Source organism: Ferdinandcohnia sp. Marseille-Q9671 (assembly GCF_976954385.1).
Map to the genome: position 1 here is coordinate 872,457 of NZ_CDRJTA010000004.1, position 22,475 is coordinate 894,931.

Annotated in this window: 23 protein-coding genes and 1 other annotated feature; all 23 genes read left to right on the forward strand. The window is 36.2% G+C overall.

Going from position 1 to position 22,475, the window contains the following annotated elements; genetic code table 11:
- Positions 1–143 precede the first annotated feature (143 nt).
- The 23 genes from murB to ACWNMY_RS19700 all read left to right on the forward strand — a co-directional run bounded on the left by murB (position 144) and on the right by ACWNMY_RS19700 (position 22,446).
- Positions 144–1,052 carry a UDP-N-acetylmuramate dehydrogenase gene (gene murB, locus ACWNMY_RS19590; RefSeq protein ID WP_449539925.1) on the forward strand — a complete coding sequence of 303 codons (909 nt, stop codon included), beginning with the start codon at positions 144–146 and terminating at the stop codon, positions 1,050–1,052.
- A 275-nt stretch (positions 1,053–1,327) separates the two neighbouring features.
- Positions 1,328–2,137 (forward strand): cell division protein FtsQ/DivIB, encoded by an 810-nt coding sequence (locus tag ACWNMY_RS19595; RefSeq protein WP_449539926.1) that lies wholly within the window; start codon positions 1,328–1,330, stop codon positions 2,135–2,137.
- Complete coding sequence (locus ACWNMY_RS19600; RefSeq protein ID WP_449539927.1) at positions 2,121–2,828, forward strand: DUF881 domain-containing protein; 708 nt, start codon at positions 2,121–2,123, stop codon at positions 2,826–2,828. The genes ACWNMY_RS19595 and ACWNMY_RS19600 overlap by 17 nt, the downstream gene beginning before the upstream one ends.
- 18 nt (positions 2,829–2,846) lie before the next feature.
- Positions 2,847–3,557, forward strand: coding sequence for a DUF881 domain-containing protein (locus ACWNMY_RS19605; protein WP_449539928.1), 711 nt, complete (start codon positions 2,847–2,849; stop codon positions 3,555–3,557).
- An 18-nt stretch (positions 3,558–3,575) separates the two neighbouring features.
- Positions 3,576–3,938 carry a small basic family protein gene (locus ACWNMY_RS19610; protein ID WP_010282644.1) on the forward strand — a complete coding sequence of 121 codons (363 nt, stop codon included), beginning with the start codon at positions 3,576–3,578 and terminating at the stop codon, positions 3,936–3,938.
- A 140-nt stretch (positions 3,939–4,078) separates the two neighbouring features.
- Positions 4,079–5,377: a cell division protein FtsA gene (ftsA, locus tag ACWNMY_RS19615; protein WP_449539929.1), complete on the forward strand. Its 1,299-nt coding sequence runs from the start codon at positions 4,079–4,081 to the stop codon at positions 5,375–5,377.
- A gap of 216 nt (positions 5,378–5,593) precedes the next feature.
- The gene (gene ftsZ, locus ACWNMY_RS19620) at positions 5,594–6,748 is read left to right on the forward strand and encodes a cell division protein FtsZ (protein ID WP_449539930.1); all 1,155 of its coding nucleotides are present in this window, start codon (positions 5,594–5,596) and stop codon (positions 6,746–6,748) included.
- Between the two features lie 437 nt (positions 6,749–7,185).
- Positions 7,186–8,112, forward strand: a complete 927-nt coding sequence (spoIIGA, locus tag ACWNMY_RS19625; RefSeq protein WP_449539931.1) for a sigma-E processing peptidase SpoIIGA — start codon at positions 7,186–7,188, stop codon at positions 8,110–8,112.
- A gap of 82 nt (positions 8,113–8,194) precedes the next feature.
- Positions 8,195–8,914, forward strand: a complete 720-nt coding sequence (gene sigE, locus ACWNMY_RS19630) for an RNA polymerase sporulation sigma factor SigE (RefSeq protein WP_449539932.1) — start codon at positions 8,195–8,197, stop codon at positions 8,912–8,914.
- 186 nt (positions 8,915–9,100) lie between these two features.
- The gene (gene sigG / locus ACWNMY_RS19635; protein ID WP_449540497.1) at positions 9,101–9,922 is read left to right on the forward strand and encodes an RNA polymerase sporulation sigma factor SigG; all 822 of its coding nucleotides are present in this window, start codon (positions 9,101–9,103) and stop codon (positions 9,920–9,922) included.
- 252 nt (positions 9,923–10,174) lie between these two features.
- Positions 10,175–10,423, forward strand: coding sequence for a YlmC/YmxH family sporulation protein (locus ACWNMY_RS19640; RefSeq protein ID WP_449539933.1), 249 nt, complete (start codon positions 10,175–10,177; stop codon positions 10,421–10,423).
- Between the two features lie 290 nt (positions 10,424–10,713).
- Entirely contained in the window at positions 10,714–11,538 is an 825-nt protein-coding gene (pgeF, locus tag ACWNMY_RS19645) for a peptidoglycan editing factor PgeF (protein WP_449539934.1), read from the forward strand.
- A gap of 5 nt (positions 11,539–11,543) precedes the next feature.
- Positions 11,544–12,221, forward strand: a complete 678-nt coding sequence (locus ACWNMY_RS19650) for a YggS family pyridoxal phosphate-dependent enzyme (protein ID WP_449539935.1) — start codon at positions 11,544–11,546, stop codon at positions 12,219–12,221.
- A 146-nt stretch (positions 12,222–12,367) separates the two neighbouring features.
- The gene (locus ACWNMY_RS19655) at positions 12,368–12,811 is read left to right on the forward strand and encodes a cell division protein SepF (RefSeq protein WP_449539936.1); all 444 of its coding nucleotides are present in this window, start codon (positions 12,368–12,370) and stop codon (positions 12,809–12,811) included.
- Positions 12,812–12,816: 5 nt separating this feature from the next.
- Entirely contained in the window at positions 12,817–13,077 is a 261-nt protein-coding gene (locus tag ACWNMY_RS19660) for a YggT family protein (RefSeq protein WP_449539937.1), read from the forward strand.
- Between the two features lie 162 nt (positions 13,078–13,239).
- Positions 13,240–14,013, forward strand: a complete 774-nt coding sequence (locus ACWNMY_RS19665) for a YlmH family RNA-binding protein (RefSeq protein WP_449539938.1) — start codon at positions 13,240–13,242, stop codon at positions 14,011–14,013.
- Positions 14,014–14,122: 109 nt separating this feature from the next.
- The gene (locus ACWNMY_RS19670; RefSeq protein ID WP_449539939.1) at positions 14,123–14,623 is read left to right on the forward strand and encodes a DivIVA domain-containing protein; all 501 of its coding nucleotides are present in this window, start codon (positions 14,123–14,125) and stop codon (positions 14,621–14,623) included.
- A 65-nt stretch (positions 14,624–14,688) separates the two neighbouring features.
- Positions 14,689–14,965, forward strand: a binding site (T-box leader).
- Between the two features lie 137 nt (positions 14,966–15,102).
- Complete coding sequence (ileS, locus tag ACWNMY_RS19675) at positions 15,103–17,871, forward strand: isoleucine--tRNA ligase (protein WP_449539940.1); 2,769 nt, start codon at positions 15,103–15,105, stop codon at positions 17,869–17,871.
- Positions 17,872–18,209: 338 nt separating this feature from the next.
- A complete protein-coding gene (locus ACWNMY_RS19680; RefSeq protein ID WP_449539941.1) occupies positions 18,210–18,581 on the forward strand; it encodes a TraR/DksA C4-type zinc finger protein in 372 nt (123 codons plus the stop codon).
- A gap of 227 nt (positions 18,582–18,808) precedes the next feature.
- Complete coding sequence (gene lspA / locus ACWNMY_RS19685; protein ID WP_449539942.1) at positions 18,809–19,297, forward strand: signal peptidase II; 489 nt, start codon at positions 18,809–18,811, stop codon at positions 19,295–19,297.
- Positions 19,272–20,180, forward strand: a complete 909-nt coding sequence (locus ACWNMY_RS19690; RefSeq protein WP_449539943.1) for an RluA family pseudouridine synthase — start codon at positions 19,272–19,274, stop codon at positions 20,178–20,180. Before lspA ends, ACWNMY_RS19690 begins: the two co-directional genes overlap by 26 nt.
- A gap of 215 nt (positions 20,181–20,395) precedes the next feature.
- The gene (gene pyrR / locus ACWNMY_RS19695; protein WP_449539944.1) at positions 20,396–20,938 is read left to right on the forward strand and encodes a bifunctional pyr operon transcriptional regulator/uracil phosphoribosyltransferase PyrR; all 543 of its coding nucleotides are present in this window, start codon (positions 20,396–20,398) and stop codon (positions 20,936–20,938) included.
- A gap of 191 nt (positions 20,939–21,129) precedes the next feature.
- A complete protein-coding gene (locus ACWNMY_RS19700; RefSeq protein ID WP_449539945.1) occupies positions 21,130–22,446 on the forward strand; it encodes a solute carrier family 23 protein in 1,317 nt (438 codons plus the stop codon).
- The last annotated feature ends 29 nt before the right edge of the window (positions 22,447–22,475 follow it).

The following is a 22,475-nucleotide window of genomic DNA, read 5'->3' on the forward strand; positions in this document are numbered from 1 at the left end:
ACCATGCGTCCTTAAGTAAATCTTGTGCAAATAAGCAAGGGTAACTAGGGGTAAGTAGGCAAATGTACCATGAAGGTAAAGTGGTGCATATAGTATAAGTAACGTTTATCTACATGTATACAGTGCTGGTAAAGGAGGTTATTATGGACAAAATTGTAAAAGAACTTCAAGAGGCGAACGTTGGTAAGGTTTTAGTAAACGAACCTTTATCTAAACATACAACCATTAAAATTGGTGGTCCGGCAGATATTTTTATAGAACCAAATAGCATTGATTCAATCAAAAAGACAATAGACATTATAAAAAAGCATGATATCAAATGGAGAGCAATTGGGAGAGGTTCCAATTTACTAGTATCTGATAAAGGGATTGAAGGTGCCGTAATAAAACTAGGAAATGGAATAAATCACCTAGAAATAGATGGGACAACAATTACTGTCGGGGCTGGGTACTCTGTTGTAAGTTTAGCGGTTCAAATTGCTCGGAAGGGATTATCCGGGTTAGAATTTTCAAGCGGTATTCCAGGTTCTATTGGTGGTGCTGTTTATATGAATGCAGGTGCACATGGTTCTGATATATCTAAAATATTAACGAAGGCCCATATTCTTTTTGAGGATGGAAGTTTAGAATGGCTTTCGAATGAAGACATGCAATATTCGTATCGGACCTCTGTCCTTCAGAAAAATCGACCTGGTATTGTTGTTGAAGCTGTTTTTCAACTTGAACAGGGGGAAAAAGAAGCTATTTCAGCGGTAATGAAGAAGAATAAAGAATATCGTAGAGACACTCAGCCTTGGGACCTTCCGTGTGCGGGAAGCATTTTCCGTAATCCCCTTCCAAACTATGCAGGACAATTAGTTGAGAAATCCGGATTAAAAGGATATAGCATAGGGGGAGCAAAAATCTCAGAAATGCATGGGAATTTCATTGTCAATGCAGGTGATGCAAAGGCACAAGATGTTCTTGACTTGATTCAATTTATAAAAGAAAAGATCGACTCACTACATGGTGTGCAAATGGAAACAGAGGTTGAAATAATTGGTCGAATGTAGATAGTTTCATCACCCAATTTCTAGGAAAATATGATATAATACAATAACATGTTTGTGTTACTGTATGTAACTATATTCAGCCGGGAGCTAAAACCCGGCTGAATATGGTTAAACCTTGGTAGCTGCTCGAAAAAGTGCCAAGGTATTTAATCCTTAAACGGCATGTATACATGCCGTTTATTCTTTCGTGAAAAAGAAATAAATCGTACTACATTTTAAAAGGTAGTTACAATTCATACATAAGTATTTATATCTAGGTATTCCTAGTGGGGTGAATGTATTTGGCGAAGCAAAAGGTTGTTACAATTGAAGACCGCATTCCAAAATTAAAGCAACGTAGAAAACAAAAAGCGAATCGAAGACTGATTATGTACATTACCTTTTTCTTTTTATTGATTTCAGGAATTCTCTATTTTCAATCCCCTTTAAGTAAAATCGGCGAAATAACAATAACAGGAAACCAAAATATTTCATCCGAGCAAATTAAGGAGCTTAGTAATTTGCAAATTGGGACAAGCTTTTGGAAAGTTAGCAAGGATGAAGTGATTCAAAATATAAGTAATCATAAGGAAATTAAGGATGTAAAACTTGAAAAAAAACTTCCAAATAAAATTATGATTCATGTAAGTGAGTATAAAAGGGTAGGTTATTTAAGCAGTCAAAACACTTTTAATCCTATTCTCGAAGATGGGACCATTATTAAAAATGCTGAAAAGAACGGTTCGAAAGCCCTACCAGTAGATGCTCCAATTCTAATAAATTGGGATAGCGAGGCATTAGAAATACTTGCAAAAGAATTGGAAAAGGTTCAACCATCTATTTCAAATCTTATTTCTGAAATCCATCATACTCCTACAGAGTACGATCCTCTGCAGATGACACTTTATATGATTGATGGCTATGAAGTAAAAGCAACTGTTCGAAACTTTGCAAAAAATATAACTGCTTACCCGTCAATAGTGTCTGAGTTAGACCCATCCCGGAATGGATATATTGAACTTGATGTTGTACCGACTTTTATTCCATATGAATACGAGAACACTAATGAACTAGAGGAGATGGTTACAAATGAAGGTGAAGGGTAAACATGTCATTCTCTCATTTGTATGCTTGGTCCTTGGATTTATGATTTCATTCTCGTATCAATTTACAAAAGAACAACTGGAATCAAATCAAGTCACCGAGCAACAATGGAACGAAGTGTCTAAAATCCGAACAGAACTAAATGATCAAAATGAAAAAAATAATGAACTTCAATTAAGACTGCTAGACAAACAAAATCAAATACAAGCAATTGAAGAAGAACTCGCAAAAAAGGAACAGGAACAAGTTTATTACAACCTAGTTGAAGAGGTAGAAAAATACCGTATGGTTGTTGGAGAGATAGGGGTAAAAGGTCCAGGTGTTGTCGTAACACTTGAGGATGCATCTTATGTACCATCAGGGAAAGACGTGAATAATTATCTTGTCCACGAAAGTCACTTATTCAAGGTTATTAATGAATTGTACATCTCTGGCGCACAAGCAGTGTCGGTAAATGGCAAAAGACTTAGTCACGATTCTTATATCTACTGTAATGGACCCGTAGTAGTGGTAGATGGTGACCCCTATCCTGCGCCTTTTGTTATATCAGCAATTGGTGATCCGAATGTCCTAACACCTGCCCTAAATATGAATGGTGGGATAACTGATCAATTAATACAGGATAATATCGTTGTAAAACTAGAGAATAAAGCACAAATTCAAATGGATCCTCTACTTCGTGCAAAAAATTAATGTGGGTGAGTGGTTTAATTGGACAAAAAAACTGGCATAAGTTTCACGGTTATTACGAGCATAATAGGGTTTATGGTTGCTGTCCAATTTCAAACCATTAAAGAACCTGAAATACGTGATACCCGTGATTTATGGGAATTACGCGAGGATTTAAAACAATCTCAAGAATTATATACAGATCTGTTAACAAAGATCTATACATATGAGGCAAAGTTAGATCAATATGAAAATCAACGTGAAGATAGTAGAGTCCTTATCCTTAAAGAGACACTAGATGAATTGAAAAAAGAGGCTGGTTTAACAACAGTATCAGGTACCGGGATTACGATTACAGTTGAGCAATCGTTCAATGAAGCAGGACGGCAAGCAACAACTATATCCCCGAGCCTGCTAAGGTGGCTAATAAATGAACTAAACTCTTACCAAGCACAGGCAATATCTATCGATGGACATAGGGTCATAGCAACAACGGTTATACGTGAAATCCAGGGCCGACCTAAAATAGACTCATATACCATTAGTCCTTTGCCGATTGAAATAAAAGTCATTGCAGAAGATGCGGAGCGATTATATAACAAATTAAAAGCATCCGAAGCAGAGCGTCAGTTTTTTATCGATAATTTACGATTGAAAATATCAAAACCAAGCAAGGTAGTAACAATACCTGCCTATGATGACGCAATTAGGATTACAGAGATGGAACCTAATATGGAACCAGATAAAAAGTGATAAAGGTGGAACAAAGGAATGTGGCTTCCAATTTTTGGTCTTATAGTCGGAATCATCCTCGGGCTGTTATCTGAATTTAAAATTCCCGCAGAGTATTCAAATTATTTATCCATTGCTGTTTTAGCAGCGTTAGATACGTTATTTGGGGGTATTCGTGCCCACTTGCAAAATATTTATGATCAGTCCGTCTTTGTTTCTGGTTTCTTTTTTAATATTTTATTGGCAGCAAGTTTAGCTTTTCTAGGCGTACATCTTGGTGTAGACTTGTATTTGGTAGCTGTGTTTGCATTTGGGGTGAGGCTTTTCCAAAATATTGCGGTTATCAGACGAATAATTTTATCCAAATGGAGCCTATCTCGTGATAAAATAGAAAAAAATTGATTTTTATAGAGGGAAATTCCAAATGGTTGTTGAATATTTTTCATATGTATAATTTTTTATGAAAAATAATAGTAATTGTGTTGTTTAATAATAATAGTTTTTTATGAAATGTTCTAAGGGAAAAAAGGAGGTGCCACAGAATGAACAGCAATGAAATATGTGTTAGTCTTGACATCGGTACATCCAGTGTTAAGGTAATCATCGGAGAAATGGTAGATGACTCCCTTAACATAATTGGTGTGGGTAATGTTAAATCAGAAGGATTGAAAAAAGGTTCGATTGTAGACATTGATGAAACCGTTCATTCTATAAAAAAGGCAGTTGAGCAAGCAGAAAGAATGGTGGGCATTTCAATAAACCAAGTAGTTGTATCAGTTCCAGCTATCAACGTACAATTACAAGATGCCCATGGTGTAGTGGCTGTCTCGACTGAGTCTCGTCAGAATCGTGAAATTAGTAATGAAGATGTATTACGAGTAATTGATGCGGCACAATTTATTTCTCTACCTCCGGAAAGAGAAATTATAGATATGACTCCAAAACAATTTATTGTGGATGGGTACGATGAAATTAGTGATCCACGTGGTATGTTAGGTGTTAGGCTGGAAGTTGAAGGTACAATTATTACTACCTCTCGAACAATCTTACATAACCTGCTTCGCTGTGTCGAAAGAGCTGGACTTGACATTACTGCTATTTCCTTACAGCCTCTTGCTTCAGGTTCAATTTCCTTATCTAATGATGAGAAAAATCTTGGTGTTGCTCTTGTTGATATTGGTGGAGGTTCAACGACTATTGCTGTATTCAATAATGGGTACTTACAAGCAACCAGTGTTTTACCTGTTGGTGGGGACCATATTACGAAGGATTTAGCAATTGGATTACGAACATCTACTGAGGATGCTGAAAAAATCAAGATTAAGCATGGACATGCGTTCTATGATGATGCATCTGAAGAAGAAGTTTTTAATGTTCCAATTATCGGCAGTGATCAACAAGAACGTTGTTCACAATTGCAAATTTCTGAAATCATTGAAGCTAGATTCGAGGAAATTTTATTATTGGTTCAAAAAGAACTTAAGAAAATGGGCGTAGGAAATCTTCCTGGGGGCTTTGTACTTACGGGTGGAGTAGTGAATATGCCTGGTGTTTTAGAACTTTCTCAGCTTGTATTACGAAGTAATGTTAGAATCGCAAAGCCAGATTATATTGGAGTTAGAGAGCCCCAATATTCAACTGGTGTTGGGTTAATTCAATTTGCATACGAACAGGCAAGAATTCAAGGGAGAAAGATTGGCACAACTGTCTCTATGGAAACTACAGAAAAAAGACCTACAAGACAGCCACAAGCTAAAAATCAACCTAAAAACACGAAAGATAAAGATGAACCAAACATTGGGAAAAAGGTAAAGCGATTCTTTGGTCTCTTCTTTGAATAATTAGTAACATTATTCATAGGTTGTCCTAAGACGATGAAGAGCTATTATTATAGAATTCAAGTTTAAACCGGATCCTAAAAATGAAAAAAGGTAAAGCCTCCGGCGGACGCATCAGATTAAAACTAGGAAATCTTTCAAGTTACTAATCCGTGTGAATTACGCTAAAGGCACTGTTGATTTTAATGTAGTATATTTGCAAATTAGGAGGATCTTATAATGTTAGAGTTTGATACAAACGTTGATCAATTAGCTACTATAAAGGTAATAGGTGTAGGTGGCGGTGGTAATAACGCGGTTAACCGAATGATTGAACATGGAGTTCAAGGTGTAGAGTTTATCGCAGTTAATACAGATGCTCAAGCCTTAAACCTTTCAAAAGCTGAAATAAAAATGCAAATTGGTGGAAAGTTGACACGTGGGTTAGGTGCTGGTGCAAACCCTGAGGTCGGAAAAAAAGCTGCCGAAGAGAGTAGAGAACAAATTGAAGAAGCTCTTAAAGGAGCTGATATGGTATTTGTAACTGCTGGAATGGGTGGTGGAACAGGAACAGGTGCTGCCCCTGTCATTGCGCAAATCTCTAAAGATCTAGGTGCACTAACTGTTGGTGTAGTAACAAGACCATTTACTTTTGAAGGTAGAAAGCGTCAAACACAGGCAGCTGGTGGAATTTCTGCAATGAAGGAATCTGTTGACACGTTAATCGTTATACCTAATGATCGTCTTCTTGAGATTGTAGACAAAAATACACCAATGCTTGAAGCATTCCGTGAGGCAGATAACGTATTACGTCAAGGTGTACAAGGTATCTCGGATTTAATTGCTGTCCCTGGTTTAATTAACCTTGACTTTGCAGATGTAAAGACAATCATGTCCAATAAAGGTTCCGCTCTTATGGGTATTGGTGTTGCTACAGGTGAAAACCGTGCTGCTGAAGCTGCGAAAAAGGCTATCTCTAGTCCATTGCTTGAAACATCGATTGATGGTGCGCAAGGTGTCTTAATGAATATCACAGGTGGTACTAACCTTAGCCTATATGAGGTTCAAGAGGCGGCTGATATCGTAGCATCTGCATCAGATCAAGAGGTTAACATGATTTTCGGTTCTGTAATTAATGAAAATCTAAAAGAAGAAATTATTGTAACTGTAATTGCAACAGGTTTTACAGAAGCGGAGTTTGACCCAACTCGTCCGAGTCGACCTTCATTTACTTCAAAGCCACAACAACCACAACAAGTACAACAAGTTACTTCCCCTAGAAGGGAAATCAAGCGTGAAGAACCAGTACAGGATGTAAGTCCACGAGGTACAATTCATGCAGATGATGAAATCGATGTTCCTACTTTCTTGCGTAATCGTAATAGAAGAGGATAATCTAAGTTAATGGTGAAGCATTCGACAAGTTAAATTGTCGAGTGCTTTTTTGTTTTTCCTCCTTTTTAGCGACAAAATAGTAACGAGTCTCTTCGACAAATTTCATATCCCCCGCCTAACTGTAGGATTCGACCTACTTAAGCCCGGAAACTAGCTGAAATTTTTATTTTATGTTTATCCTATCTCCTCCTAATTTATTGGTAGCTTTCAATGAAAAATTGTAAATTGACAAAATAAGAAGTAATCTTCCAAAATTTCTCTTTAACAGTCGGCATGAACTGACAGACTTTCATATAAGATGTACTATATACTAATTTCTAAGTTATCTAGTTTTGCCAACTTGTCTTATAGAATGGGATGTATTTTAATTTTAGAATTCATGATATTCTTTTGAGATTGTAAATAAAGGCAGTAAGTTTAGTGAAAGGAGAAAAGGATTGTCTATTTATCTGGATGTCATATGGTTGTTGAACTTTTTCTTTGATGCCCTGCTATTACTTTTAACTGCTCTTATTTTAAAGCGAAAAATTGTTAAATGGCGGATTATAACAGGTGCGTTCATTGGATCACTATTAGTTTTTTTTGTAGTTTCCCCATTCGCTACGGTTGGTTCACATCCTGGTACGAAACTACTCTTTTCGATGGTGATTGTAGGAGTTGCCTTTGGATATAAACGATTCCGTTTTTTTATACAAAGCTTGCTAACCTTTTATTTTGCTACTTTCATGATTGGAGGTGGAATGATAGGGGTTCATTATTTCCTAGAATTTGATGTGAATGCATTTGATGGAACAATATTGACACAATCATCAGGCTATGGAAGCCCAATATCTTGGGGATTTGTTTTACTTGGTTTTCCAATCATATGGTATTTCTCAAAGAATCGAATTGAAGACATCGAGACGAAAAAAATTCATTATGATCAAATTGTTCCAGTCACACTTGAAATTGATGGACTTGTTTTGCGTCTTAAGGGCTTAGTCGATAGTGGGAATCAACTGTTTGACCCAATTACCAAAAGTCCCGTAATGATTCTAGACACTAAAAAATATGAGGACCAGTTCCCAAAATTACTTATTGAACAATCAAAGAATATAGAGCTATTAACAGGTGATATCACAACCGAAACCCATGAATGGGAAAGTCGAGTAAGGCTTATTCCGTATAGAGGGGTTGGGCAAGAGCATCAATTCTTACTAGCTATTAAACCAGATCGAATAATAATCCACCATGAGAATGAAGAGCATGTTGTGAAGAAAGGACTAATGGCATTAAATCACACAACACTTTCAACCGATGGTGAATATGATTGTATCGTACATCCGAAAATGCTTATTTCATCCAGTATCCAGACAGCTTCATAAGTTTCTTTAATTCGGAACTAATCTAACTACTATTTATAAATATCATACTCATTTTTTTACAAATTAGAAGGGAGAACTTACTGTGGCTAAACTAAAATTAAAACTTACATATTTATGGTATAAACTTTTAATAAAACTAGGACTAAAAACGGATGAAATTTATTACATTGGAGGAAGTGAAGCGCTTCCTCCCCCGTTGTCAAAGGACGAGGAAGAGGTACTTCTTAATAAGCTGCCAAGCGGGGATCAAGCAGCTAGGTCAATCTTAATAGAAAGAAATTTGCGTCTTGTTGTTTATATTGCACGTAAGTTTGAAAATACAGGAATTAACATTGAAGATTTAATAAGTATCGGCACAATTGGACTAATTAAAGCTGTCAATACATTTAATCCTGAAAAGAAAATAAAACTCGCTACCTATGCTTCACGATGTATTGAGAATGAGATATTAATGTACCTACGAAGAAATAATAAAATAAGGTCAGAAGTTTCTTTTGATGAACCATTAAATATTGATTGGGATGGAAATGAGTTATTATTATCCGATGTACTCGGGACCGAAGAGGATATTATCACAAAGGATTTAGAAGCAAATGTTGATCGTAAACTTTTAGTAAAAGCATTACACCAGTTAAATGATCGTGAAAAACAAATTATGGAACTGCGTTTTGGTTTAATTGGCGGTGAAGAAAAGACACAAAAGGACGTAGCTGATATGCTAGGGATTTCTCAATCGTATATATCTAGATTAGAAAAACGAATCATTAAACGACTTAGAAAAGAATTTAACAAAATGGTCTAATGTAAGAAAGTAGTAGTTCTACTTCTTTCTAGTTAGTGAAGCGATAAATGAACAGGATATAAGGCATTTAATTTTAAATAAATTAAAAGTGATTTTATTCTTGCTACACCGGGATTTTTAAGTTTTTTTGAGCCTGTTTTGGAAATAGTTGTGAATTAGAAATGCATATTTTTCCCTCTAACGGAGATACTTAACTTTGTACAGCAACTCCTGTTAGGAGGGAAAGAATTGACTCGAAATAAAGTAGAAATTTGTGGTGTTGATACTTCAAAACTTCCAGTACTGAAGAATGAAGAGATGCGGCAGTTATTTAGACAAATGCAAAGTGGTGATTTGTCTGCCCGCGATAAGCTCGTAAATGGAAATTTACGGCTTGTACTTAGTGTCATTCAACGATTTAACAACAGAGGAGAATTTGTTGATGACTTGTTTCAAGTGGGTTGTATTGGCCTTATGAAATCAATCGACAACTTTGACCTAGGTCAAAATGTAAAATTCTCCACATATGCGGTACCAATGATTATTGGTGAAATTCGGCGCTATTTGCGAGACAACAATCCTATCAGGGTGTCACGCTCACTTCGTGATATTGCCTATAAGGCTCTACAGGTAAGAGAGCGTTTGATGAGTGAAACATCCAGGGAACCTACGGCTGAAGAAATCTCAAAGGTCTTAGAAGTTCCACATGAAGAAATAGTATTTGCGCTTGATGCAATTCAAGACCCAGTGTCATTATTTGAACCAATTTATAATGATGGTGGAGATCCTATTTATGTGGTGGACCAATTAAGCGATGAGCGCAGTCGTGATACCCAGTGGATTGAAGAGATCGCTTTAAAAGAAGGTATGAGACGACTAAATGATCGTGAAAAATTAATACTTCGAAAACGATTTTTTCAAGGGAAAACACAAATGGAAGTTGCTGAAGAAATTGGAATTTCTCAAGCACAGGTATCACGTCTTGAAAAAGCGGCAATTAAACAAATGAATAAGAATATCCAAAACTAATAATGACTTTCCCCATTGGTGGACAAGTAATAGCATGTATAAGGTTATATAACTAGACATTCGTTTCTTCGAATGTCTTTTTTATCGTCAAAAAATCTTACCCTCTCCATCCGTCTATTTTTCTCATAAAAGGTAGTGAGTTAAACATATAGTAGTACAATAAGAGGAATTTATATAAAAAATAAAATCGACAGTGTGAGAAGAGAAAATCAAAATACGCTAAGGTGTATTTAATTGAGGGGGGCAGCAGATATGGTTAAGATTTCTGATTTTCAGGCTAAGGATGTTGTGAGTGTTGTGGATGGGAAAAGACTTGGCAATATTGGAGATATTGATATTAATCTATCAACTGGTAAAATAGAATCAATCATTATAAGCGGTTATGGAAAAGTGTTAGGATTATTTGGACGTGACGAGGAAATTGTAATTCCATGGAGAAATATCATAAAGGTAGGAAAAGATGTAATTTTGGTACGAACACAAAATAATCTTGAACAATAAATGTGAGTTCAAAAAGTTGTCGTAACAAAAGCTAGAAGACAAGGAACAACAGCTTAAGGCAAAAATCTTACGTTTATAATTTGTGAAACTTGGTGGCGGTGGGATACCAAGTTTAGTAGCCTTGTCACTTGGACTTTTAAAACCACCCTCTCGAGGCTAAAATTTGACATTTTTCCTAACATATTCTCCTTTCTTTTGCTAAACTATGATAAAATAAGCGAAAGGAAGGCTTCATCTTTCAAATAAAACTCTGTTAAGAAATGAAGAACAAAACATAAGGGATTGTTGTTATGAAGCTTGAACCATTTTTTCAAAAGAATGAAGAACAAGTGTTAGAACTTACTACTTGGAATCATTATTCAGACCAACTAATTGCTGGATTCACCACTAAAAATGGTGGAGATAGCAAAATGAAATACGATTCTTTTAACCTTGGTTTACACGTCAATGATGATGAGAAGACAGTTGTGGCGAATCGAAAGAAGTTATCGAACATCCTTTGCTTTCCACTTGAAAGTTGGGCATGCTCTGAACAAACCCATAAGAATAAAATTGCTAAAATTTATAAAGAGCATCTTGGGTCAGGCGTTATTACTTATGAGGATAGTATAAAAGACACTGACGGACTATACACTACAGAAAAAAATGTACTGTTAACACTCTGTTTTGCAGATTGTGTTCCTCTCTATTTTTTCGCTCCATCCAAAGGAATCATTGGTATTGCACACGCAGGATGGAAAGGAACCGTACAGGATATAGCTGGAGAAATGGTTCGAAAATGGGGACAAGAGGGTGTCCAGCCTCATGAGATACAAGCTGTTGTTGGCCCAGCAATCGGAAAGTGTTGTTACATAGTAGACGGTTATGTAATCAATTTTGTTAATAAATTAGAAAATGTGAACTCTAAAGCGTATCAACAAATAATGGATAATCAATATCGTTTAGATTTAAAAGAGCTGAACAATCAGTTGTTAACGAGAGCAGGAATTCCTCCTGAAAATATTCAAGTTTCCTCATATTGTACATCTTGTGAGAATCAGTTGTTCTTTTCCCATCGAAGAGATGCAGGGAAAACTGGAAGAATGATGAGTTTTATTGGTTTTAAGGAGGAGTAATAAACATGGGCGTAAAAGAGAATTTAATAGATATACAAAAAAATATTGCACAAGCATGCAAAAAATCGAATCGTCCTATAGATTCAGTTTCTGTTATTGCTGTAACGAAATATGTTAGTATAGAAACAACGAAAGAAGCCATTGAATCAGGAATTGTACATATTGGTGAGAACCGGGATGATGGTCTACTGAAGAAATGGAAAGAGATTGGCTCAAAACCTATATGGCATTTTATCGGTTCGCTTCAAACTCGAAAGGTCAAAAATATCATTGATAAGGTTGATTACATTCACTCTTTAGACAGACTTTCTTTAGCAGAAGAGATTCAGAAGAGATCGACAAATAAAATAAAGTGCTTTCTACAAGTCAATGCATCTGGAGAAGAATCGAAGCATGGAATGTCACCTGATGACATCGGAGAATTCTTAACTAAACTTGCTCAGTTTCCATCAATTGAGGTAGTCGGATTAATGACAATGGCTCCGTATACTGAGGACAAAGATGTTATTCGAACAAGTTTTAATAATTTGCGAAAACTCAGAGATGATGTACAAGCTCTAAATCTTCCTTACGCTCCTTGTAAAGAGCTCTCCATGGGAATGTCAAATGATTATGACATTGCAATTGAAGAAGGTGCTACTTTCATCAGGATAGGAACATCGCTTGTTGGAAAAGAGTTCTAATTATTCGCTTCTTTTGGATATGAATGAATTGAAAGTGAATTAATGTACTATCAGATGGAAAAAGGCAAGCCATCAGCGTATGTCATTAATTTTATAGAAGTTTGTTGGACAAACGCTAAAGGCGTATTTGATATGAGGTGATAAGAATGGGTATAAAGTCAAAATTTAAGAGCTTTTTTGCACTTGAAGATGAATATGATTATGAAGAAGATGACTATTATGAAGAGGAAGAGATTGAACCACCTAAACCAACAAGAGCAAATACAAAACAAAATGTCGTAAGCTTACAAAGTGTTCAAAAGTCTACAGCTTCTAAGGTAGTCTTATTTGAACCCCGTGTTTATGCGGAAGCACAAGAAATTGCTGACCATCTTAAAAGCAAACGAGCGGTTGTTGTAAATCTTCAACGAGTACAACACGACCAGGCTAAGAGGATTGTGGACTTTTTAAGTGGTACTGTTTATGCAATAGGTGGAGATATTCAACGAATTGGGTCAAATATATTTCTATGTACCCCTGATAATGTTGATGTATCCGGTAATATCTCTGAAATTGTTGCTAATGAAGAATTCTCAGATAAGGGGTGGTAGATTAAATGGATATCGTTTTTTATATAATTAGCCAAGCATTGGTGTTGTACTCATATGCGCTTATTATCTACATTCTAATGTCATGGTTTCCTAATGCTCGTGAATCAGGTATTGGGCAATTTTTAACACGAATTTGTGAACCTTACTTGGAGCCGTTTCGTAAGTTTATACCACCATTAGGAATGATTGATATTTCGCCAATTGTAGCAATCTTAGTGTTGAATTTTGCAGGCAGAGGAGTACATATGCTTCAATCTATGTTCTAAAAAAGGGCCTTTCTTTACGTAGGTCCCTTTCTTTTTTTCCTGAAATGAATTCAGTAATTTCGTCTCCGACTATACTGGCTATGTGATGGAGTATACGAAAATTTTTACAAAATAAACAACAAGTAAATAAAATTGTTTTGATTTATAAGAGGTAGACAAAAGATGAATCTATATCAACATTTTAGAAAAGAAGAACATGCGTTTATTGATCAGGTAATTGAGTGGAAAGAATCTGTTGAGAACCAATATAGTCCAAAGCTAACTGATTTTTTAGATCCACGGGAACAGGAAATTGTGAAACAAGTTATTGGAACAACAGGTGATACACAAGTAGCTTTTTTTGGGGGTAAACCTGGCTTTGAACGAAAAAGGGCATTATTGTATCCAGCTTATTTTGAACCAAACGAAACAGATTTTAACCTTATCTATTTCGAGGTGAAGTATCCAGTTAAATTTGTTACAGTTGATCACCGTAAAGTACTAGGTTCTCTTATGTCACTTGGTTTAAAACGTACAAAGTTTGGTGATATTCTTACAAATGACATACAAATTCAAATAGTCGTTGCAAAAGAGGTTGCTGATTACGTGAGAATGAATTTGAATTCGGTAGGTAAAGCAACAGTAACACTATCGGAAATTCTTGGATCTGACCTACTCCAACCAATTGAGGATTGGTCTGAACAAACGGTAACAGTTTCATCCTTACGTCTGGATGTTCTTTTATCTTCTATTCTTAATCTTTCAAGACAAAAAGTACAAGTCCTCATTGAAGGTGGGCTTGTAAAAGTAAACTGGAAGCAGATTGAACAATCTTCGTTTGAATGTAAGGAAGAAGATGTCCTTTCAGTCAGAGGATATGGAAGAAGCAAACTTCGTTCAATTGAAGGTAAAACGAAAAAGGACAAATGGCGAATTACTGTAGGAAGACATAAATAAATTTTAAAAAGAATGCAGGATTTTACTATTTTTTGTCGAAATATAAAGTATCATTCATATATTGATGTAAAAGAAATATTTCATTTTATTAATTTTGGAGGTGGCATTCGTGCCTTTAACGCCATTAGATATTCATAATAAGGAATTTAATAAAGGATTCAGAGGCTATGATGAGGACGAGGTAAATGAGTTTCTCGATCAGGTAATCAAAGACTACGAAATGGTTATTCGTGAAAAAAAGGAATTAGAATCTAAGCTTTCAGAGCTTACTGAAAAGCTAGGCCATTTTACAAATATTGAGGAAACATTAAATAAGTCTATTTTGATAGCTCAAGAAACAGCTGAGGAAGTTAAGCGAAATGCATCGAAGGAAGCAAAACTCATTGTTAAAGAAGCAGAAAAAAATGCAGATCGTATTATTAATGAATCATTAGCTAAATCTAGAAAAATTTCAATTGAAATTGAAGAATTGAAAAAACAATCTAAAGTATTTAGAAATCGATTTAAAATGCTAATCGAAGCACAACTGGATATGCTAGATAACGATGATTGGGATCATCTTATGGAATATAACGTAGAGCCTGTTTTTGCAGAAACTGAAGAAAAATAATATCTATACTTGACTCCTCGTCATAATACGCATATAATTTTAAAACAACTAATTAATCAAATATAACAGCAGCTATGAAAGGGACAGTAGTTCTTATCAACACTTATTCTAAATGAAAAGACAGCGAGTCGAGGGTGGTGGAAGCTCGATATAAGTGATAGGAATGAAAATCACCCTGGAGTTCTGTGCTGAACATAGTAAGGACGGTTAGAAAGTGTATCACTTCCAACCATCTAAAGTAGGCATTAGCGTATCATTCACGTTACGAATGATAAAGTGGACGAATGAGTAGAGTCATACGTCTATAAGGGTGGTACCGCGGGAGACCTTCTCGTCCCTTCTTGGGATGAGAAGGTCTTTTTGTATGTAAAATTTTAGTTTCAATACGAGTTACATAGTACTAGGTGCCAATCCCTTACGTTTTAAGACATTTTAAAACTGTAGAAATAATTTGATGTAACATTTAGGAGGAAATACAAATGGATTATAAAGACACATTATTGATGCCGAAAACAGAATTCCCGATGCGTGGAAATCTCCCGAATCGTGAACCACAGATGCAAGAAAAATGGGAGAATATGAATATTTATGAAAAGGTTCAAGAACGGACAAAAGGTCGCCCTTTATTTGTTTTGCATGATGGACCTCCATATGCTAATGGTGATATTCATATGGGGCATGCCTTAAATAAAATTCTTAAAGATATGATTGTTCGTTTCAAATCAATGAATGGCTATTGTGCTCCCTATGTTCCAGGATGGGATACTCATGGACTCCCGATTGAAACAGCTCTTACAAAAAACAAGAAAGTCAAACGAAAAGAAATGAGCGTAGCAGAATTTCGTAAGCTTTGTGAAGAATATGCGTACGAGCAAATCAATAACCAAAGAGAACAATTCAAACGTCTAGGTGTACGTGGAGATTGGGAAAATCCTTATATTACGTTAAAACCTGAATATGAAGCACAGCAGATTAAGGTTTTTGGGGAAATGGCTAAAAAAGGCTATATCTATAAAGGACTAAAGCCCGTTTATTGGTCCCCATCAAGTGAATCTGCACTAGCTGAGGCTGAAATTGAATACCAGGATAAGCGTTCAGCTTCCATTTATGTAGCATTCCCTGTAAAAGACGGTAAGGGTGTACTAGAGGGTGACGAAAAAATCGTAATTTGGACAACGACACCATGGACCATTCCAGCTAACCTTGGAATTAGTGTACACCCAGATTTAGAATATAGTGTAGTGTCTGTTGATAGTAATAAGTTTGTTGTTGCTTCTGCCCTAGTTGAATCTGTATCAAAAGAAATTGGTTGGGAATCAGTTTCAGTAGTTAAAACGTTAAAAGGGAGCCAATTAGAACATGTAGTGGCGTCGCATCCAATTTATGGACGTGATTCGTTAGTCATGTTAGGTGAACACGTGACAACAGATGCTGGTACTGGATGTGTTCATACTGCTCCTGGTCATGGAGAAGATGACTTTATCGTTGGTCAAAAATATGGAATTGGCGTTCTTTGCCCGGTTGACGAAAAGGGGTATATGACGAAGGAAGCTGAAGGATTTGAAGGCTTATTCTATGATGAAGCAAATAAATCTATTACAGAGAAACTAGAAGAAGTGGGTGCATTATTAAAGCTTTCCTTTATCACGCACTCTTATCCTCATGATTGGCGTACAAAGAAGCCTACGATTTTTAGAGCAACAGCTCAATGGTTTGCTTCCATTAAGGATTTCAGAAATGAACTTATGCAAGCAGTTCAAGATACTAAATGGGTACCTTCTTGGGGAGAAACTAGGCTGTATAATATGGTTCGTGATAGAGGAGATTGGTGTATTTCACGTCAACGTGCTTGGGGTGTTCCAATCCCAGTATTTTACGGGGAAAATGGTGAACCAATTATCACGGATGAAACAATTAATCATGTTTCTGATTTATTTAGAGAACATGGCTCAAATGTTTGGTTTGAACGTGAAGCAAAAGATTTATTACCAGATGGATTTACGCATGAAGCGAGCCCAAATGGTACCTTTACGAAAGAAACAGATATCATGGACGTTTGGTTTGACTCAGGTTCTTCACACCAAGCAGTTCTCCTTGAAAGAGAAGAACTACAACGTCCAGCAGATTTATATCTGGAAGGTTCTGACCAATATCGAGGCTGGTTTAACTCTTCTCTATCTACTGCCGTTGCAGTAACAGGTAAAGCACCATACAAAGGTGTACTAAGCCATGGTTTTGCTTTAGATGGTGATGGACGTAAGATGAGTAAATCCCTTGGTAATGTTGTTGTTCCAGAAAAAGTTATGAAGCAGCTGGGTGCAGATATTTTACGCTTATGGGTAGCTTCTGTTGATTATCAAGCAGATGTAAGAGTATCAGATAACATCTTAAAACAAGTTGCAGAAGTGTATCGTAAAATTAGAAATACATTCCGCTTCTTACTAGGTAATTTAAATGATTTCAACCCTGAAACAGACGCTGTGCCAGTTAATGAATTACGTGAAGTTGACCGTTATATCCTTGTAAAATTAAATAATTTGATTGATAAAGTAAAAATGTCTTTTGAGAATTATGAATTTGCAGCTGTTTATCATTCTGTTCATAATTTCTGTACCATTGAGTTAAGCTCATTTTATCTTGATTTTGCGAAGGATATTTTATATATTGAAGCAGCTAATCAGCACGATCGTCGTTCAATTCAAACTGTATTATATGAGACATTATTAAGTGTAACAAAGCTTGTTACACCAATACTACCTCATACTGCGGATGAAGTATGGTCACATATTGATTCAGTCTCAGAAGAAAGTGTTCAATTAGTTGATATGCCAACTTCAGTAGAGATTCCAAATGCAGATCAGCTTGAAGCAAAATGGGATGCATTTATGAAGTTACGTGATGATGTTCTTAAAGCGTTAGAAAATGCGAGAAATGAGAAGGTTATCGGTAAATCACTCGCTGCGAGTATCACCCTTTATCCAAATTCAAAAACGCAAGAGCTACTACAATCTGTGGAAGAAAATCTACAACAGCTCTTTATTGTCTCTGGTTTTTCAATCGGTGGTTCATATGATCAAGCTCCTGACGCAGCACAAGTATTTGATGATGTTAAAATAACTGTAAGTGTGGCAGAAGGTGAAACATGTGACCGTTGTTGGGTTGTAACTCCAACAGTTGGTGAGAACTCAGATCACCCTTCATTATGTACTCGTTGTGCTACAGTAATTGAGACTAGTTACACTGAATAATTTATAGAAATAACGCCATGAATCAAAAGGTTCTTGGCGTTATTTTTGCATTCCTAGACATAATGAAATATTTCGTTAATATAACTGTAATCATCCAAAACACTTGTCTGCCGTCAAATATAACTGTGAAAAACGTATTATGTAAATAGAAGTAGCACAACAATGATTACCAGAATGAATACAATAAGCAAGCTGGCAAAACATCTGGATACTTCATTACTTCCTAACAGGAAAAACTTGTTGGCTTTAATGGAAAACAGTTCAGGTAACACTATCCTTACTACCTTATAAAGATGTTCTTTAGCATTTAATCAAAAGCATGATAAGGAGGCGTTCCAATGAACGATCAGTATGCAGAGATTAAAGCGGAGTTAGAGTTAACAAAGCAGGAACTATTATCTAGATTGATGCAGTCAACACAATATGAGGTTAGCGAAGAGTTTTTATTTTCGAATGCAAAAACGGAAAAAGAAAAAATTGTAATGAATCATATAAAAGAAGATCTAAGCGACGTGGAAAGAGCATTAAATAAAATGAGTTCTGGAATATATGGGATATGTGAAGAAACAGGAACAGAAATCCCAATTGATAAACTGAGAATACTACCTACTGCACGTAGCATATTTGAATTTTCCTTCACTGATTTATATGACCGAAAAGTCATACCTCTTCATCGTGAAAACCATCTATATTTAGTGGAACAGAAGTAGAACTTTATTCAGCATTTGCTGAATAAAGTTTTTGGCCTTCGGTGGTTACCACATTTCTCATCACGAGAGATTTATGACTCAAAAGAATCTGAGGTAGAATACGCCGGAGTGTCTTGGAATAGTTTCCATCTCTCGTCTTGTTCCCAAATCCCACAATCCATTGTACAGCCCCCTAAACTTATGCTAAAATTCAAAAGGTATAGTTTCTTAAGATGGGGGCGTTTGGTGTGTATTATTATTTGCTTGCTTTGTTTGTGATTGTATTAGATCAGATAACTAAATGGATAATTGTTCGCTATATGGAAAAAGGGGATTCTATTCAAATAATCGAAAACTTTTTGTACATAACTTCTCACCGTAATCGTGGAGCGGCTTGGGGGATTTTACAGGGGCAAATGTGGTTCTTCTATATTGTGACCACTATCGTTGTTATTATGCTGGTTCTATACATCCGAAGTCTCAAGCCAAATCAGAAACTATTTGGTCTTGCTCTTGCATTCATGTTGGGCGGTGCAATTGGTAATTTTATTGACCGTATCTTTCGTAAGGAAGTTGTCGATTTTATAGATACATACATTTTTACATATGACTTCCCAATCTTTAATATTGCCGATTCTGCATTAGTAATTGGTGTTGTTATGATATTACTATTAACTTTACTAGAAGGAAAATTAGAAAAGGAGAAAACCGATGAATCAATTCGAACTAACGATTGAAGAACATCAGCAGAATGACCGAATTGATAAGATCATTTCTGCCTATAATCCGGAGTGGTCAAGAAGTCAAGTACAGGGATGGATAAAAGAAGGGAATGTAAAGGTTAACGGGAATCCCACAAAACCTAATTATAAGTGCAGTCTTGGGGATACGATACTAATCGATATTCCTGAACCAGAATTATTAGATGTAGTCCCTGAAGAGATGAATTTGGATATCTATTATGAGGATGCAGATGTTCTTGTAGTAAATAAACCTAAAGGTATGGTAGTTCACCCAGCTCCTGGTCATACAGGAGGTACCCTGGTTAATGGGCTGATGGCACATTGTAAAGATCTTTCTGGTATCAATGGGGTTCTACGACCTGGAATTGTTCATAGAATTGATAAGGATACTTCAGGTCTTTTAATGGTTGCAAAAAATGACTTTGCGCATGAATCACTTGTAAATCAGTTAGTAGAAAAAACAGTGACAAGGAAGTATAAGGCTATCGTACACGGGGTAATTCCGCATGATCATGGCACCATTGATGCACCAATTGGAAGAGACAAAAGAGATCGTCAAAGTATGACAGTAACTGATGAAAACAGCAAGGTGGCCATCACTCACTTTAATGTTATTGAACGATTCAAAGATTTTACTTTTGTTGAATGTCAACTTGAGACTGGAAGAACGCATCAAATACGAGTTCATATGAAATATATAGGGTATCCGTTAGCGGGTGATCCAAAATATGGACCAAAAAAGTCGCTGGATCTTGGTGGTCAAGCTCTCCATGCTGGTTTATTAGGTTTCATACATCCTAGAACTTCTGAATATATCGAATTCGAATCACCACTTCCTCCATATTTTGAGGAACTCCTTCAAAAATTAAGACATTAATAATGTATAAATAAATGATTGACAAATTTCGATATGGAAGGTAAGATTAAGTTAATTTAATGAGCTCCTTTAAAATCAGTCCCGTGAGGCTGAGAAGGTAACGGATGACACAGAGATACGATGTATCTGATTGTGTTATGTCTATGTCCTCTCACTTACGGTGGGGGGACATTTTTTTTGAAGTTAATCTTTCCTTAAGTGAGGTGTAAATATAAATGGCAGAAAAGGCTGTAGTTCTTGATAACCAAGCAATTAGAAGAGCATTAACGAGAGTAGCTCATGAAATTATAGAAAAAAATAAAGGTATTGAAGACTCTGTTATTGTTGGAATCAAAACAAGAGGTATTTATTTAGCTAAACGAATTGCAGAACGAATCGAACAAATTGAGGGGAAAAAGATTGCAATCGGAGAACTGGATATTACCTTATATCGAGATGACCTAACAACGAAAACACAAGATCGCGAACCAATTGTAAAAGGATCAGATATCCCAGTTGATATTACCAATAAGAAGGTTGTTCTTGTGGACGATGTATTATACACAGGAAGAACTGTACGGGCTGCACTTGATGCATTGATAGATATAGGCCGTCCTGCTCAGATTCAATTAGCTGTTCTCGTTGACAGAGGACATCGGGAATTCCCAATTCGCGCGGATTATGTTGGGAAAAATATTCCTACATCTAGCGCTGAAAAGATTGTAGTAGAACTAGAAGAAATTGATAAGGAAGACCAAGTAACCATTCATAAAAAATAAAAACCTAATGCTAAGACAGAGGATCAAAATTCTATGAGTTTCGGCACTAAAGATAAAAAAATAATATCACCCTTTAATTGTAGTCCAGAGAGGCTAGCAAAGGGGTAACATTCCTTCTCGAATTGAAAGGATTGGTATACCTCTTTGTGTAAACACACAAAGATTTTTTTATTTAATGAGGAGGAACCAAATTGAAAAAAGAAAACCAGAAAGTAGTTTTAGGGATACATGAAAAACCATCCCCAGGACTATTTGCGATATTAAGCCTTCAGCATTTATTTGCAATGTTTGGCGCGACAATCCTTGTACCATTCCTTGTTGGTATTAGTCCTGCAGTTGCACTTATCTCGAGTGGACTAGGAACATTAGCGTTCCTACTCATTACAAAAGGCAGAGTGCCAGCATATTTAGGATCATCCTTTGCGTTCATTATTCCATTACAAACGGCAATTGCAGCAGATGGCCCTGGAGCTGCGATGATGGCAAGCTTGCTAGCAGGTATTGTTTACGGTATCGTGGCAGTGTTAATCAAAGTAACAGGACATAAATGGATTGTGAAAATATTGCCACCAGTTGTAGTTGGTCCAGTTATCATTGTAATTGGTCTTAGTTTAGCAGGTACTGCAGTCGGAATGGCAATGAATAACCCAGCAGGGGATTATAGTTTACTACATTTTTCAGTAGCGTTAGTAACATTGGCAATTGTTATCATAGCAACGATATTCTTTAAAGGATTTTTCAATCTAATCCCAGTATTAATTGGGATTATTGGTGGATATTTATATGCACTAGCAGTCGGGTTGGTTGATCTAACAGGGGTAAAAGAAGCTAAGTTTATTGAAATGCCAGATTTTATCATACCATTCGTATCATACACACCGAGCTTTTCATACGAAATGTTTTGGCTAATCGTTCCAGTAGCAGTTGTAACTCTTTCAGAGCATATTGGTCATCAAATGGTTTTAAGTAAGGTTGTGCAAAAGGACTTAATTAAGAATCCTGGTTTACACCGTTCTATAATGGGTGATGGAGTCGCAACTATGATTGCAGCATTACTAGGTGGTCCACCAAATACAACATATGGGGAAAACATAGGGGTACTAGCAATTACACGTATTTATAGTATCTATGTTATTGGCGGGGCAGCTGTAGTAGCGATTGTGTTTGGCTTTGTTGGAAAAATCAATGCACTAATCAGTTCCATTCCTACTCCTGTTATGGGTGGAGTATCCATCCTCTTGTTCGGAATTATCGCTTCTTCAGGATTACGGATGTTAGTCGATAGTAAAGTAAATCTTGGAGAAAATCGAAATTTAGTTATTTCATCTGTGATCCTTGTAATTGGGATTGGCGGAGCGTTTATCGATATTGCTGGCTTTCAGATTCATGGTATGGCACTATCTGCAATTATCGGTGTTTTATTAAATATACTACTTCCTGGTGGTAAAGTTCAGGAAGAGGAAGATATATATGAGACTCATCTTGAGAATGATAACTCAGTTGCATAAGCATCACCTTTTAAAGTAGTACAGAGAGA